This is a genomic window from Inhella inkyongensis, from assembly GCF_005952805.1.
In the GTDB taxonomy this organism is placed as follows: Bacteria; Pseudomonadota; Gammaproteobacteria; order Burkholderiales; family Burkholderiaceae_C; genus Inhella; species Inhella inkyongensis.
On the sequence record NZ_CP040709.1, the window covers coordinates 3,198,482 to 3,213,627 of the forward strand.

At 67.6% G+C, this 15,146-nt stretch carries 12 protein-coding genes, 1 other RNA gene and 1 pseudogene; 3 read left to right on the forward strand and 11 right to left on the reverse strand.

Annotated features, from left to right (window positions below):
* Positions 1-11 precede the first annotated feature (11 nt).
* Positions 12-989 (reverse strand): 16S rRNA (cytosine(1402)-N(4))-methyltransferase RsmH, encoded by a 978-nt coding sequence (gene rsmH, locus FF090_RS15090; protein WP_138857505.1) that lies wholly within the window; start codon positions 987-989, stop codon positions 12-14.
* Between the two features lie 12 nt (positions 990-1,001).
* The gene (locus tag FF090_RS15095) at positions 1,002-1,430 is read right to left on the reverse strand and encodes a division/cell wall cluster transcriptional repressor MraZ (RefSeq protein ID WP_175423761.1); all 429 of its coding nucleotides are present in this window, start codon (positions 1,428-1,430) and stop codon (positions 1,002-1,004) included.
* A gap of 256 nt (positions 1,431-1,686) precedes the next feature.
* On the opposite strand from FF090_RS15095, the gene FF090_RS15100 reads away from it, so the two are divergent.
* Together FF090_RS15100 and FF090_RS15105 are read left to right on the forward strand one after the other, a co-directional pair.
* Positions 1,687-1,998, forward strand: a complete 312-nt coding sequence (locus FF090_RS15100; RefSeq protein WP_138857506.1) for a hypothetical protein — start codon at positions 1,687-1,689, stop codon at positions 1,996-1,998.
* A gap of 61 nt (positions 1,999-2,059) precedes the next feature.
* The gene (locus tag FF090_RS15105) at positions 2,060-2,962 is read left to right on the forward strand and encodes a helix-turn-helix domain-containing protein (RefSeq protein WP_175423682.1); all 903 of its coding nucleotides are present in this window, start codon (positions 2,060-2,062) and stop codon (positions 2,960-2,962) included.
* On the opposite strand, the gene FF090_RS15110 is transcribed toward FF090_RS15105, so the two are convergent.
* From FF090_RS15110 to pyrC, 8 genes and pseudogenes are all read right to left on the reverse strand, one after another.
* Positions 2,946-3,821, reverse strand: a complete 876-nt coding sequence (locus FF090_RS15110; RefSeq protein ID WP_138857508.1) for a carbonic anhydrase — start codon at positions 3,819-3,821, stop codon at positions 2,946-2,948. The two genes, FF090_RS15105 and FF090_RS15110, sit on opposite strands and share 17 nt — an antisense overlap.
* 58 nt (positions 3,822-3,879) lie before the next feature.
* A complete protein-coding gene (locus tag FF090_RS15115) occupies positions 3,880-5,100 on the reverse strand; it encodes a multidrug effflux MFS transporter (protein WP_138857509.1) in 1,221 nt (406 codons plus the stop codon).
* Between the two features lie 23 nt (positions 5,101-5,123).
* An RNA gene (gene rnpB / locus FF090_RS15120) (RNase P RNA component class A) lies at positions 5,124-5,604 on the reverse strand.
* A gap of 36 nt (positions 5,605-5,640) precedes the next feature.
* A complete protein-coding gene (locus tag FF090_RS15125; RefSeq protein WP_138857510.1) occupies positions 5,641-6,636 on the reverse strand; it encodes an FHA domain-containing protein in 996 nt (331 codons plus the stop codon).
* A complete protein-coding gene (locus FF090_RS15130; RefSeq protein WP_175423683.1) occupies positions 6,633-8,015 on the reverse strand; it encodes a S1 family peptidase in 1,383 nt (460 codons plus the stop codon). Before FF090_RS15130 ends, FF090_RS15125 begins: the two co-directional genes overlap by 4 nt.
* Positions 8,016-8,020: 5 nt before the next feature.
* Complete coding sequence (locus FF090_RS15135) at positions 8,021-8,722, reverse strand: DUF3025 domain-containing protein (protein WP_138857512.1); 702 nt, start codon at positions 8,720-8,722, stop codon at positions 8,021-8,023.
* A gap of 347 nt (positions 8,723-9,069) precedes the next feature.
* Positions 9,070-9,777 (reverse strand): annotated as a pseudogene (locus tag FF090_RS15140) (NYN domain-containing protein); the annotation flags it as partial.
* Positions 9,774-10,823, reverse strand: coding sequence for a dihydroorotase (pyrC, locus tag FF090_RS15145; RefSeq protein ID WP_138857514.1), 1,050 nt, complete (start codon positions 10,821-10,823; stop codon positions 9,774-9,776). The pseudogene FF090_RS15140 and the gene pyrC, both read right to left, overlap by 4 nt.
* Before the next feature lie 31 nt (positions 10,824-10,854).
* Here pyrC and FF090_RS15150 point away from each other — a divergent pair, with 31 nt between their 5' ends.
* The gene (locus FF090_RS15150) at positions 10,855-11,250 is read left to right on the forward strand and encodes a rhodanese-like domain-containing protein (protein ID WP_138857515.1); all 396 of its coding nucleotides are present in this window, start codon (positions 10,855-10,857) and stop codon (positions 11,248-11,250) included.
* Here the strand turns inward: FF090_RS15150 and FF090_RS15155 are convergent.
* Entirely contained in the window at positions 11,247-15,086 is a 3,840-nt protein-coding gene (locus tag FF090_RS15155) for a sensor histidine kinase (protein ID WP_138857516.1), read from the reverse strand. The two genes, FF090_RS15150 and FF090_RS15155, sit on opposite strands and share 4 nt — an antisense overlap.
* Between the last annotated feature and the right edge of the window lie 60 nt (positions 15,087-15,146).

The following is a 15,146-nucleotide window of genomic DNA, read 5'->3' on the forward strand; positions in this document are numbered from 1 at the left end:
CGGCAGCCTCGTCAGTGGGCGCGCTGCGCCACACGCAGCACCGCGCTGCGCGAACGCGGGTTGGCGGCCACCTCGTCGGCACCCGGATGAATGCGGGCGATGGCCTGCAAGGGCATCTGTCGCGCCGGCGCGAAGGGGGCGCGGCGATCCGGCTCGTCCTTGCTATGCGTTTGAATGAAACGCTTGACGATGCGGTCTTCCAGTGAATGGAAGCTGATGACCGCCAGCCGCCCACCTAAGCCCAGACTCTTCAGGGTGCCATCGAGCGCGCTGCGCAGCTCTTCAAGCTCGGCGTTGACATGAATCCGTAGAGCCTGAAACGTGCGTGTCGCAGGGTCCTGGCCCGGCTCGCGGGTTTTGACGACGCGCGCCACGAGTTCGGCCAGATCTCGGGTGCGCTCAAGGGCGGGGCCGGATTCGCGGCGAGCCACAAGCGCCTTTGCAATCGGGCCAGCAAACCGTTCTTCACCGTATTCACGAATCACCTCCGCAAGCGTGCGCACGTCGGCGCGTGCCAAAAACTCGGCGGCAGACTCGCCCCGGGTCGGATCCATGCGCATGTCCAAAGGACCGTCGGCACGGAAGGAAAAACCCCGCTCGGGGGCGTCGATCTGCGGGCTGGAAACACCCACATCCAAAAGCAATCCGCTGACCGGACCCAAACCCAGCTCGGCCACCACCTCGGCCCACTCGGAAAAACGGGCGTGGCGCAGCGAAAAGCGCGGATCCTGGATGCTGGCCGCCGCGATCTGCGCAGCCGGGTCACGGTCCAACGCCACCAGGCGCCCCTGCGGACCCAGGCGCGAGAGCAGCAAACGGCTGTGCCCGCCGCGCCCGAAGGTACCGTCCACATACAGACCGTTGGGGTCCGCATCGGCATGCAACAAGGCATCCACCGCCTCGTGCAGGAGCACGGTGATGTGCGGGCGTGCGCCCGAGCTGTCGGCGAGAGCGCCGGCGTGAAGATCGGCACCAGAGGGACTGCTCATCGGATCAATCCCTTAGAAATTGAGTTCGGCAATCGAGGCTGGCATCGGCGAGGCCATGGTGGCGGCCTCGTGATCGGCGTGCACCTGGGCGTCCCAGAGCTCGAAGTGCGAGCCCACGCCCATGAACTTCAGGTCGCGCTGCAGCTTGGCAAAGCTGCGCAGCTCCGGCGCGATCAGAAAGCGACCGGCGCCATCGAGCTCGATGTCCTGGGCGCTGCCCAGCAAAAAGCGGCGCCAGGCGGCGGCGTCTTGCGGCAAGGCCAGCAGGCGAGCACGCAGTTCCAGCCAGATCGGCTGCGGGTAGAGCTTCAGGCAGCCTTCAGGGCTCTTCACCAAGGTCAGCTGGCTACCGCACTGGGCCGCCAGGGCTTCGCGAAAACGCGTGGGCACAGCGGTCCGGCCCTTGGCATCCATCGCCAAGACCGAAGTCCCCTGAAACACATCGCCCATCGTGTCGGCCACGCCGCGTCCTTGTCAAAAACCACTAAAAACCGCTTTTCGCAACTTTAACCCTTGATTTCGCCCACCGCACCCCCTCAAAAGCAAAAAAACACGTGTCAGATCAAGCACTTAGAGCTGATTGCAAAACCAGCTCCGTGACAAAAATCTCAAATAAATAAAGCACTTGCGGGACTTAGCGAAAGTACCGTCTGAGGTGCGGGGGCGGGAAAGCCAGAATGCCCTACCCCCTAGCTTGATGGCCCCTGCCCCGCCGACCATGCCGCGCCGCCTGTCCCAGTTATTGCTGCTGGCTCTTTGCCTGGCTGCCCTGACCTGGGCCGCCCAGGCCCAGGCAGGCATGCCCGCTCCCGCCGCCCTGACCTTGCTGCTGGCGGGTGTGATGGCCCAAGGCTTTGCCAGCTACCAGGCGCCGGGCCCCCAGTTCATCGAACTGCGCCGCCGCCCCTGGGCGGCGCGCGCGCTGGGTTGGGCTTTTCGGGCCCTGATCGGTGCCAGCCTGCTGGCCGGCCTGCTGATGGCCGCCTTCTGGCTGCTGCGCAAGATCTGAAACATCGGCACGCAAGAAGCGCGACGGTCCGGCCTACAGTGGACCCATGATCGTCCTTGGCATGCCCGACCTGCCCCCGCGACCGGCCACGGCGGCCAATGCCGCCTACCGTCGCAGCTTTTATGCGCGCTGGGGCCGCGAGAACGTGGTGGTGCTGGGCCGCACCCGCTTTGCCGAGTACGTGCCCATCCGCCATCGGCTCTCGGTCAAGCGCAGCTGGGGCGGCCCCGAGGACTATCTGCTGGAGTCACGCCGTCTGACGGTGGATGAAGATCAGCTCCTGATCCTCAACGAGGGCGCCACCTATGGTTCCCGCATCGCCAGTCGGCTGCAGGTGCTGTCCATGGGCGTGTTCTTCCGCCCCGGCCTGGCGCCCGAGATGCAGGCCGCCCTGCGCCAGAGCACCGCGCAATGGCTCGATCGTGGCCCGCTGGCAGAGTCCGGCCCGCAACCCGGATTTGCCGAGAACATCCGCCCGGTGCAGGGCGCCGTGGGACGGCGACTCGATGCCATGCGCGCCGCCATCGAAGCCGGCGAGGACGATGAACTCTGGCTGGAAGAGCAGATGCAAGCCCTGCTGGCCGCCATGTGGCAGGACGAGACGCAATGGCGGGCGCGCAGCCAGGCGCTGCACGGCATGAGCGCCAGCCAGCATGCCGAGTTGCTGCGCCGTGTAGACGCCGCCACCGACTGCCTGCACAGCCGCTATACCGAGAGCCTGACCCTTGACGATCTGGCCCAGGCAGCGCGGCTCTCAAAGTTCCATCTGCTGCGCGCCTTTCAGCGCGTGCATGGGCAAACACCCCATCAAATGCTGACGCAACAGCGGGTTCAGGCCGCCCGGCGCCTGATGGATGCCACCGAGTTGTCGCTCGACGAAGTGGCGCGCATGAGCGGCCTGGGCACGCGGCAAACGCTATGGCGTCAACTGCGCAAGCCCGCCGGGCTCACCAAGACTCCTTGATCAGCCGCCCGCCGGCCGGTTGGATCGGCCGCGCATTCATCGGGTAGAGCTTGCTGAAGATGGCCAACTGCGCCGCCCCGATGCCGACCGGCTGACGCATCACCAGCCACAGCACGCCTTCGCTGCAGGGCGGCGTGGTCAGACTGCCCATAAAGGTGTAGTAGCCGCGCTCGGTGGGCAAGAGCTGGTTGAGGTCCAGGGTTACAGGCGCCGCCTGGGCCTGGTGCTTTTCCAGCGGCAGGTGGTTCCAGACCTGCTGGATCTGCGCCTGATCCTTGCCCCGCTCCAACAGCACCGCCACCACCGCCAGCTTGCCCTCGGCATCCTTGTGCACCAGGTGCGCCACCATGTCGAAGCTGCGCCCGTTGATGCGTTCCTCACTGGGCTTGTGGAAGTGGAACTGCAGCAGCTCAAAGCGCCGCCCCATCACCTGCAGGCTGTTGCCAGGCTCCACATTGACCTGGATGGTGTGGCCGTTGTCCAGCACGGAGAAGCTGCTGGGCTTGTAGTCAAACTGGATGCGCTCCAGGTCCACCTTGATGGTGTCGCGGATGTCGATGGGAGACTGGCGCGTGCCGATGGCGCAACTGCGGTTCTCGGGCGCTAGCTCGCCCCAGCGCTCGGGCGAGCCGTCGCCGGCATAGCCCCAGTGCGGCCGGTGCGCACCCTGCGCCGCCTCCGCCTTGGCGGGTTTGGCCGCCTTGCCACCGGGCTTGGGGCTGACCTTGAGCGCGGCCTGACCCTCGGCCGTCAGCTTCTCGGCCAGGCGCCCGCGCAAGTCCTTGGGGGGCTCATCAGCGCGCAGGGGCTGGGCCGTTGTCAGCAGGGTCGTCAGCAGCAGAGCAAGTCCGGGGCGCATGGGCCGTCCTCTCGAATGGATCCACCGCCATCATCGGCGCCGCTGGGCGAGGCTTGAATTAGCCGGTATTTGCAGGGCTGTTCCCGCGTTGCACCCAAGCCCAAGCCCCCAATCCCACACAAAGGGCCGCCGCCGAGGCCAGGGCCAGGCCCAGCAGGCTGTGCATCACCAAGGGCACCAGGGCACCCGCCACCAGGGCGTTGGCCGCCGCCGCGATGGCCGATTGCAGCGAGGAGGCCATGCCGCGCCGATCCGGCGCCTGATCCAGCACCATCAGCGTCACCACCGGCACCATCAAGGCCCAACCCAGGCTGAAGGAGCCAATCAGCGGCAGGCTCCAAAGCGCATGCTGGGGCGCGAAGGCGTTCAGCAGCAGATTCATCAAGGTGGCGGCCAGCATGATGGAGAAGCCGCGCCGCACCTGGCGCTCGGGCGCAATGCGCCCGGCCAGGCGCCCACTCCAGGCCGCCCCACCCATGATGCCGCCGATGCTGCACACAAAGAACCAGAAGTACTGCGTCGGCGCAAAGCCCAGGTGCTGCCCCAGAAAGGTGGGCGCCGCCAGCACATAGAGGAACATGCCATTGAAGGGCACGCCGCTGGCCAGCACCAAGAGCAGGAAGCGGCGGTTGCGCAGCAAGCTCGAATAGCCCTGCATCAGCGGCCGCAGCGCAAAGGGCTGCACGCTGGCCGGCGGCAGGCTTTCGGGCAGCAAGCGCCAATTCACCAGCCAGAGCAAGGCCCCTACACCGCTCAAGAACCAAAAGATCGCGTGCCAATCGGCGTGCACGTAGAGGTAGCCGCCCAGGAGCGGCGCCACCGCCGGTGCCACACCGAAAAAGATCGTCACTTGCGACATCACGCGCTGGGCTTGATCGGGCGGAAACAGGTCGCGAATCACCGCACGGCTGATCACCATGCCGGCGCCGGCACTCATGCCCTGCAGGGCACGGAAGAGGATCAGGGTTTCGATGCGCTCCGAAAGCGCGCAGCCGACCGAGGCCAGGGTGAAGAGGGCCAAGCCCCCCAGCACCACGGGGCGGCGGCCAAAGCTGTCCGAGAGCGCGCCATGAAACAGATTCATGACGGCAAAGCCCAGCAAATAGCCTGAGAGGGTCTGCTGCAACTGCACCGGCGTGGCACCGGTGGAACGTGCAATGCCCTCGAAGGCGGGCAGATAGGTGTCGATGGAAAAGGGGCCGAGCATGCCCAAGCTGGCCAACAGGATCGCCAGGGTCCAGCGCGGATGGCGCCAGAGACTGGCGGCTTGCGGATGCATCGATGTCCTTGATCTGCGGGGTGTCGTGAAGCGGCCCGATAGGCCGGATTCTGTGTCCGCTCTCTTTCGATTGCGGTGACCGCCATTCCTCTGGGCCGGGGCTCACACCCCGGCTCGATGCCACCTACCCGCCGGCTCAGCGAGCCACCTCAAAACCGGCCTACTTGGTGTTGCTGCGCGTAGAGATTGCCCGTTTCACCTTGGGCGGGTCGAGTGCCTTGCGGCGCCCGGGCCGCCCAAGGTGCTGCGGGTTTTGGGTTGCACCCAAAGCCGGCGCTTGCGCACCGGCTCCCAGCTTGCGCTGGACCCGCAGACCACCCCTGAACGGTTTCGCGGCGGTTGCAGCTTGCACCGCGCCCGCGCTACCCACTCAAACTCGTCTCTGTTGCTCTGATCCTCGGCTCACGCCGGAGGGGTGTTACCCCCTACGCTGCTCTATGCAGTCCGGACCTTCCTCCAGGGCACCCTTTCGGGTCTTGCCCCAGCGGCGGTCTGGGCCACTTCACGACGGGGGCATTGTCTCTCAGTGCCGCAGGGGATTCACTCGGGCTCGCCGCCCGGGTCGAGCTTGGCCTTGGCAGCCAGCTCAGGCTGCAGGGCCGCGGCATCCTTGAGCAGGTCGTCCACGCTGCGCAAGGGGGCCGCGCGCAGCGCCGGCGGCAGCACCGTCGAGAGGTAGGGCGGGCGCCAGCGGTGTTGCTGTTGATCCTGGCGTGCTGCGCTCACCCCCAACCACACCAGCAGGCCGCTGAGCGCCATCACAGCCAGCATCCGGCGCCGGCGCGGCCACACATCGCGCGCATGGCCGTAGACACAAGCCGCCAGCACGCCCGCACTCAACAGGGTCTCCAACACCAGCAAGCCCGGCGCCGAGGCCATGAAGGCCAAGGCGGGCAGCGCCGCATCGATCAGCTCAAGACCCAGCAAGGTCAGCAGCGCACGGCGCAGATGCAGCTGCAGCGGAAAACGGCGCAGGAACAATTGGCTCAGCAAGGCCCAGAACCCCGCCCACGCCCAAACCGCTGCGCCCACCGCGAGCACGGGAGCCAAGTAGTCCATCCAGCGCGCCGAGGCGTCGCGTGCCACCCAGAGGTCGCCCAGGAACCAGGCCAGCACCAGCAGGGCCAGCGCGGCCGTGTGCAAGCGCTTGGCCGGCCAGGCGTGGTGGCCGCGCGCCAAGGGTTGCTCGGGGGCCAGGGGCGTCGCCGCATGGCGCAGGCGCAGACGGGTCTGGCCCATCTGCAGCACGCGCTCGCTGGGCCACACCCAGGCCTGCCCGATGGGCAGGGCCTGGCCCTGATCCGATGCCCCGCTGAGACTGGGGGCCGGCTCCAGCACCGCCTGCTCGGCATCCACCTGCAACCAGCCATGCAGGCCGGCGCAGTGGGGGTCATCAAGATGCACTTCGCAATCCAGCGCCCGCCCCAGGCGCAGACGCACCGGGCTGCCATCCGCGCTGGCGGGCACCGGCCAGCTCTGGCGCACCTGCTCGCCATCCAACAGATCCACCCGGGCCCAAACCGTGGGGGCGTTCATCGTGCGGCTCCCTGGCGGCCGTAGCCCCGCAAGAAATGCTGGGACAGCTTGAGCGCCATCTCGAAGCCCACGCCACGCGCATCAAAGCGGCCCAGCAGGCCCTCGGTGGCGTGATCCACCGCCGTCACCAGCACGGTCAGATCGTGCACCCCTTCCATCTTGCGATAGGCGCGCAAGCAGACCACGGCACGTGCCGGCAGGCCCTGGGCATCAATGAAGCTCTCGGTGCAATGGGCCTGGGTGCGTTCCCGCTCCTGCGGGCGCCCGAGGTTTTCGTTGGCAAAACTGCCCGAGTACTGTTTGGCAAAGCGCAGCGCCCCGATGCGACTGCCGTCGTAGATCTCGTGCTGCACTTCCAGATAGCCGGTTTGCAGGCTGCCATTGACGAACAGCGCATGGTCCTGGCGGCATTGGTTGCGCGAGAACTGCAGGCCCTTGGCCTGCGGGTCCACGCCTTTGCCCCAGCAGCGCATGAAGCTTTCCTGCGGGATGGGCATGCGATAGCGCGCATGCCCAAAGCTGCGCCAGGGCTGGGCCATGAAGCGTGCGCCCAGTTCATCGCTGAAGGCCAGCACCTGATCGCGCACCTGCGACCAGGCTGGGCCGCGCAGCGGCGGGTTGCTGCGTGCACGTGCCAGCAATTGCTCGGCAAAGCCCCCGGGGATCAAAAAGCTCATCTGCTGCGAGAACAGCATGGTGGCCACATTCACCGCCACCACACGGCCTTGCTCGTCCAGCACCGGCCCGCCACTCATGCCAGGGTTGAGCGAGCCGGCGTAATAGATCAGGTCATCAAAACTGCGCTCGACCAGGCCGTTGTAATTGCCCTCGACGATGGCAAAGGCCACGTCGTGCGGATGGCCCAACGAGTAGATGCGCTCGCCCTTGCCCAGGGCCTCACCGGCCGGACGGAAGCGCAGCGGCTGCGTCCAGCGCAGGGGCTGGCCTTGATCGTCCACCGCGCGCAGCAGGGACAAGTCACGGCGCACATCGATGGCCAGGATCTGCAAAGAGCCCTGGCGGCCATCGGCGGTTTGGAAGCGCAGGCGGTAGCTTTCGGGCTCCAAGGCAGCCTGGCTGACCACGTGATAGTTGCTCATCACCAGGCCGTCCTCGCTGACGGCAAAGCCCGAACCGACGCTGGCCTGGCTGTCTTGCTGGGCCAGCAGGGTGCGCACCTGCAGCAACTGCCCCCGCGCCCCCTCGAACAGGCGGCGTGCGGTGGCCGATATCGGTGCGGGCTGTGTGAGCTCGGCCGGCGCAGCAGGCACGGAGGGCGCCCCACTTTGCGCCGCAGCGCCCTGCACATTTGCCAAGGTCAGCACCAAAGCCAGCCCCGGCAGGCCTGCCAACACACCACGCCCAAGCGACCTTCCCATCCATCTCATGCGTCTGCGCCTCGTCTAAGCGGTCTGAAAACCGCCGCATCATCGTAGAAAGCGGGCGCCTCATTGGCCGGCCACCAACCCGGCACACCCAACACGGGCAGGGGCATAAAGGGCTTTGCCGCCCATTGCTCGGCACTCAGTTCCAGGGGGTCACCCAGCAGCACGTGCGCGCACAGGCCCTTGCGAGGGCCCAGTGCCAATTGCTCCAACAGGGCATGACCGAACAACTGCGGCTGGCGGGTGCGCCACAGCGCTCGATGGGTCAGGAACATGGTCCGCCAGTCCCGCTGCAGCCAGGCCTGCCGGATGGGCTCCGGGCAATCGGGCCACCAGGCGCCGTTTTCATCGAACAGCGTGAGCGCGTCGCGCAACGGTCCACGCTGCGCGGCCACACCCTGCACTGCAATGGCGGCCGCCTGCAGCGCATTGAGCCGCAGCTTGCGCTCAGGCTGCGCGCACCACAGCAGGCCATTGAGCAAGTCATGCGCGTTGTCGCGCGTGGGCACTTGGCTGGTACGGGCGATGAAGGCCTCGTAGGCCTCGCCCTCGGGCAATGCGGCCTGGGGCACAAACTGACGCACCGGGCAGTCGGCCGCGTTCAGCCGCGCCGCCACCGGGCCTTCGGGCGCGATACGCGCCCAGGCTGTGCGCAGGGGGGCGCACCAGGGGGCACTAATGAAGCCGGCCGGCAGGGGCATCCAGGAAGTCAGGCCTTGGGCTTGCTGGTGCGGCGTGCGCGCGGCTTGGGGGTCGGAGCGGCTGCCTCCGGTGTCGGCGCGGCCTCGGCCGCTGGGCTGGCCTCCGCCTTGCGGCGCGGGCTGCGACGCCGGGGCGTCGGGGCTTCGGCCGGCGGCTGCGCCTCGGGTTCGCTGAGCAGGCTGGCCACCACGGCAGCCACCGCATCCTCCACCGGTGCCTCACGCATACGAACACCCTCAGGCTCAGGCTTGGACTGCGGGCGCTCGACCCGGGTCGACCGAGCCGCCGCAGGTTCAGGGTTGCGCACGGGCTCGGTGCGGGCCTCCTGGCGGGGCTCAGCGCGCCCTTCGCGCCGATCGCGCACCCAGGCCACCGAACCCTCGCGGCGCAGTTCGAACAATTGCGTCGCCTCTAGCAGGCGGCTGAAGGTGGGGTAGCCGTAGTTGCGCGCATCCACGCTGGCCTGATTGCGGATTTGCTGTGCCACCACGCCCACCTGGGCCCAACCCTCCTCGCCGCCAGCCGCTTGCACGGCATGGCGCAGCAGGCTGATGAGCTTGGCGTCCTGGCGCAACTGGGCCGGGCTCATGCGCTGCTGCCCGGCGCTGCTGCCAGCGTCCACCTTGTCCAGGTACAGAAAGCGCGAACAAGCGTTGACGAAAGGCGCCGGCGCCTGGTGGTTGCCAAAGCCATAGACCGCCGCGCCCTTGGCACGCAGATGCATGACCAGGGGCGTGAAGTCGGCGTCCGAGCTCACGATGCCGAAGGCGTCGGGCTGGTCGGTGTAGAGCAGCTCCAACGCGTCGATCACCATCGCCATGTCGCTGGCGTTCTTGCCCTTGCTGTAGTCGAACTGCTGCATGGGACGGATGGCATGCTCGTGCAACACCTTTTCCCAGCCCTTGAGCGCGTCTTTCTTCCAATTGCCATAGGCCCGGCGCACATTGGCCACGCCCAGGGTGGCGAGCTCGGTGAGGATGAGGTCGATCTTGGCGGCCGGCGAGTTGTCGGCATCGATCAAGAGCGCGATGCGCGCGGGGCGTTCGCCGTTCATGCCTGCAGCTTCCAGTTCAAGGTGTCGCCGGCACGAAGCGGTTTGATGAGGGCGTCGCCAAAGGGCAGGGTCTCGGGCAGGGTCTGGGCCTCGCGCTTGAGAACCACGGTGCCGGTGTTGCGCGGCAGGCCGTAGAAGTCCGGACCGTGGAAGCTGGCAAAGGCCTCCAGTTTGTCCAGCGCGCCCATCGCCTCGAAGGCCTCGGCGTACAGCTCCAGCGCAGCCGGCGCGGTGAAGCAACCGGCGCCGCAAACGCTGTTCTCCTTCAGCTGCGCGGCATGCGGTGCGCTATCGGTGCCCAGGAAAAACTTGGGACTGCCGCTGGTGGCGGCTTTCAGCAAGGCCTGGCGATGAACCTCGCGCTTGAGCACCGGCAGGCAGTAAAAGTGCGGCCTCAAGCCCCCGGTAAACAGCGCATTGCGGTTGTAAAGCAGGTGCTGCGGCGTGAGCGTGGCGGCGGTGAAGCGGTCACTACCCATCACATACTGCGCGGCCTCGGCCGTGGTGATGTGCTCGAACACCACCTTGAGCTCGGGGAAGTCGGCGCGCAGCGGCTGCATCACGCGGTCGATGAAGACCGCCTCGCGATCAAACACATCGATCTCGCCGTCGGTCACTTCACCGTGCACCAGCAGCAAGAGGCCCTCGCGCTGCAGGGCTTCCAGCACCTTGTAGGTCTTGCGGATGTCGGTCACGCCGGCATCACTGTTGGTGGTGGCACCGGCCGGATAGAGCTTGACCGCCACCACGCCGGCATCACGAGCCGCGCGAATTTCGTCGGGCGCTGTGTTGTCGGTAAGGTAGAGCGTCATCAACGGCTGGAAGTCCGCCCCCGGCCCCTCCTTGGGGCGCGCGGCCAGGATGCGTTCGCGATACGCCGCCGCCTGGGCCGCCGTGGTGATGGGCGGACGCAGATTGGGCATGACGATGGCGCGTGCGAACTGGCGCGCGGTGTGCGGCAGCACGGCCTGCAAGGCAGCACCATCGCGCAGGTGCAGATGCCAATCGTCGGGACGGGTCAGGGTGAGGGAGGCGGGGGCGTTCATGCGCGCATTGTCGCGGCCGCACAATGCCGCCATGCAGCGTCGAACCTATCTTCAAGTGCTGGCCGCCGGCGTCGTATTGGCAAGCCATCCCGTGCGCGCGCAAGAGCGCGAGTCCGTCACCTTGGAAGAGGCCCGCAGTGCGCTGGCCGCCGGGCGGCGCCTGGTGGATGTGCGCGAGGCCGAGGAGCATGCGGGCGGCGTAGCCCCCGGCGCCCAACGCCTGCCCATGAGCCAATTGGCACAGCGCCTGCCCGAACTGGGCAGCGCCAAGGACGAGCCCCTGCTGCTGATCTGCCGAACACAGAACCGATCCCGTGCCACGGCCAAGCGACTGCGCGAAATGGGCTACACCCGGGTGCAGTTCGTCGAAGGCGGCATGCAAGGCTGGCAGGCGCGCGGCTGGCCCATGCAACAGCCGAGCGACTAAGGCGCCTCCACAGGCAGGATCAACTCAAAGCGGCAGCCCTGTCCCGGGCTGCTGTGGACCGTGATGACCCCGCCCAAGCGCTGCACCACCAGGTTGTGGGAGATGTGCAGGCCCAGTCCAGTGCCACCCTGCCCGCGGCGCGTGGTGAAAAAGGGGTCGAACAGACGCGCCAAGTGCTCGGCCGCCACGCCGCGGCCGTTGTCGATGACATTCAACAGCACCCGCTCACCCAGGGCCTTGGCCTCGATGCGCAGCCGCCCGGCTTGCTCGGGCTCAAAGGCATGCAGCAGCGCGTTCTGGATCAGATTGCCCACCACCTGCCCCAAGGCACCGGGGTAGCTGTTCATCCACAGCTCGGGTTCGACCTCGATCTGCAACTCGATGGGCCGGCGCTTCCAGCTCGGCCGCAGGCTTTCGATCAAATCACCCAGATAGGCGCCGAGCTCAAAGCGGCGCCGCTCGTCGCTGGTGCGATCGACCGAGACCTCCTTGAAGTGCGTGATGAGATCGGCCGCGCGCCGCAGATTGAGTGCCAACACTTCGCTGCTGCGCTGCGCATCGTCAAGGAAGTTCGCCAAGCTGGACCGCGCCATACGACCCGACTCGAACTGAGCACGCAGGGCCTCCACGCTTTCGCCCAGATGTGAATTGGCCGTCACGGCAATGCCCAGCGGCGTGTTCACCTCGTGGGCCACGCCAGCCACCAACTGTCCCAGCGATGCCAGCTTGGCGTGCTCCACCAGCTGCTCCTGGGTGCTGCGCAACTCGGCCAAGGTGTGGTCAGCGGCCGAACGTGCCATCTCGGCCTGGGCCTGGGCACTGCGCAATTGCTCAAACGCCTGGGCATTGCCGATGGCAATGGCGGCATAGGCCGTCAGGCTGCGAAACACCTCCAACTCCTGCGGTCCGTAGGCCTGCGGCCGCCGGCTCTGCAGGGTGACGATGCCGATACGCCGCTCGTTGAGCAGCAGGGGCCGGAACACCAGCGATCGCATGGGAGCGCCCACAGTCACACCGGCCACTTCGGGGGCGCACAAGCTCTGCTCTTCGTCCAGCACCTCCAATTCACCGACCTCGCGGAAAGCCCGCGCAGACAGCGACAGCGGGTCGTCCAAGGCCACCGTGTCGCCCTGGGTCAGGTTGCCCTCGAAGTAATAGACGAAGCGCAGCAGCCCGGCCGGTTCGTCCAACAGGGCCAGCCCGAAGGCATCCAGGGGCACCAGCCGCTCCAGCTGGCGATGCAGCAGCGCGCAGATGGACTGCGGGTCCAACTGGGCCGTCAAGGCCTTGCCGGTATCGCCCAGCAGGCGCAGGGTTTGGGCACTGCGCGCCAAAGTCTCATTGGCCTGCGAGAGCTCTTGGGTCCGATGGCGAACCTGCGCCTCCAAGGTTTGCTGGCGCTGACGCAGCAGCCGGGTGCGCCCGTGCAACCACAGCAGCACCAGGGCCGCAATGGCCAACACCAAGCTCAGGCGGGCCCACCAAGTTTGGGTCCAGGCGGGCTGCTGCTCCATCACCAGGTCCAAGCCCTGCCAGCGCCCATCCGGACCGCGCGCCTGCACCTGCAAGGTGTAGCGCCCCGGGCTCAGTTGCCCGAACGCGGCCAAGCGCCGCGAGGCGTCGGTTTCGGTCCACTCCTCGCTCAAGCCCTGCAGCCGATAGCGGTAGCGCTGCCGCTCGGCCGCTGCATAGTCCAGGGCCGCAAATTCCACCTGCAGGCCCTGTCGATTGGGGCTCAGCTTCAGCGTCGCCCCCCCAGTGGGAATGGGCTGAGGCTGCCCATCGATGCGCAGGTCGGTCAGGACCAAGGGCGGCACGGGGGCCGCTCCGGCTGGGCTCGAGGAGCGCAGCACCACCAGCCCCCCTCCACCCCCGAAGATCAGCTCATCGTCCGTTGTGCGAACGGCCGAGTCGATCCAAAAGCTGCGCACGGCCACGCCCTCGGCCAGGCCCAGGACGCGCGGCTCCGGGTGGCCATTGACCTTGGGATCCAGGCTAAAGAGCCCATCGGCGCTGCTGCCCCACAGGCGCCCCTGGGAATCACTCAGCAAGCTGCCGATGTTGTCGTGCGGCAGACCGCGCTTGCGCGTCCAGGTCACGAAACGTCCCTCGGCCTCGCGGTCCAGGCGGCACAGACCGCCCCCCAGAGTGCCCACCCACAGCCGGCCACTGCCATCCTGGTGCAAGGTGGAGACCGGCCCGGGGCACAAGCTCTCGGGCCGACCGGCATCGTGGGCAAAGCGGATGAAGCGGGCATCGCCCAACCAGCGCCGCAGGCCCCCATCGGCGCCAATCCAGAGGCGCTGCGCGTCATCGCGATAGAGCACATTGACGTCATCGGACAACCACAGCAGGCGCTCGGGCGGCGCTTCGGGAGGCGCCTTCCAGCCACCGGATTCGCGCCGCAGCAGACCGCGCGAGCCGGCCACCCACAGGCCGGTGGCGTCGGCCAGCAGGGCATTGACGCGGGTGTGCCACAGCCCCTCGGCTTGCTCCACCCGCTCGGCCAGGCGACGGCGCCAATCCACGCGGTACAGACCCTGCAGGGTGCCGACCCAGAGTTCCTCGCCCAGCCAAGCGCTTGCCAACACCCGCAGGCCATCGAGTGGCGGCGCGTCACCCAAGGTCCGAAAGTTCAGGATCTCCAGCCGAGCCCAGCCCCCGGCAGGGGTGTGCAGCAAGCCCAGGCCGCTGCTCCCATAGCCCAGCAACCAGGACCAGCGATCCGGCCCTGCGCCCACATGCAACACATTGCGATCCGGCAAGCCGGTTCCGGGGCGGGGCGAGGCCAGCACATTCACCACATGGCGGGTACGCGGGTCGTAGCGGTCCACACCCTGATCCCCGCCGATCCAGATCAAACCACTCTGGTCGCGCATCAGCACCCGCACGCCGTCCGAGCTCAAGCTGGTGGGGAGGAAGGGGTCGTGACGAATGGAGCCCCCGGCCGGTGCCGGCCAACGGGCCAGACCCTGGCCATAGACGCCTGCCCAGAGTTGCTCCTCATCGATCTGCAAAAGACTTTGCACCGGGCGGCCGCCCAACTGCGGATGCTCGGGGGCCCAGACCCGCACTTCCTGGCCGTCGCTGCGCACCCGGCTTAGCCCCAGGGACACACTGCCCACCCAGAGTTGCCCCTGCTCACCCGGCGCCAGCGCCTGCACGCCACGGGCCTGCCCCACCGGCACCAACTCGCGGCCCCGCAGACGCCACAGGCCCTGGGAGCCGCCAACCCAAAGCACGCCATCGGCCGCCACCCGCAGCACCTGGATGCTGCCCTGTGGCCGTGCCCACAACTGCAACTGGCCGCGCTGCCAGCGCTGCAGGCCGAGCTCGCTGGCCACCCACAGGGTGTCGCTGCCATCGGCTGGCGCGGCCAGGGCCAGGATCTTGGCCGCCAGGGCCACACGCTCAAAGCGGTCCTGATCGGGCCGATAGCGCAACAGACCGGCGCTGCGCGTGCCCACCCAAAGCTGCCCTTGCCCATCCATCTGCAGCGCCTGCACATAGGGATCGCGCTGGGCGCCCTCGCCCAGCGGATAGGTGCGCAGGCGATGCCCATCAAAGCGCGCCAACCCACCCTGTGTGCCAATCCACACAAAGCCCTGCGCATCCTGAGCCAGCGCGGTGACGATGGGGTGCGGCAGGCCGTCATCAAAACCCAGGCGGCGGAAATGCGGCCGATCCAGCGCCGACCAGTCGGGCGCGGCGTGCAAGGGCTGGACCCAGGCACAAAAACCGACGCACAGCACCCAAAACGGGCCGACCAGCATGCGGCGGCCCAGGCTGCCTAGCGCCCTACGCCATCCGCCTAGCTGCACCACCCCCAGCCCCATGCCGACTCCTTGTCCCGGCCCCGAGTGTGGCCCGCAAAGGCCAAGGCGCAATCAGGTGAA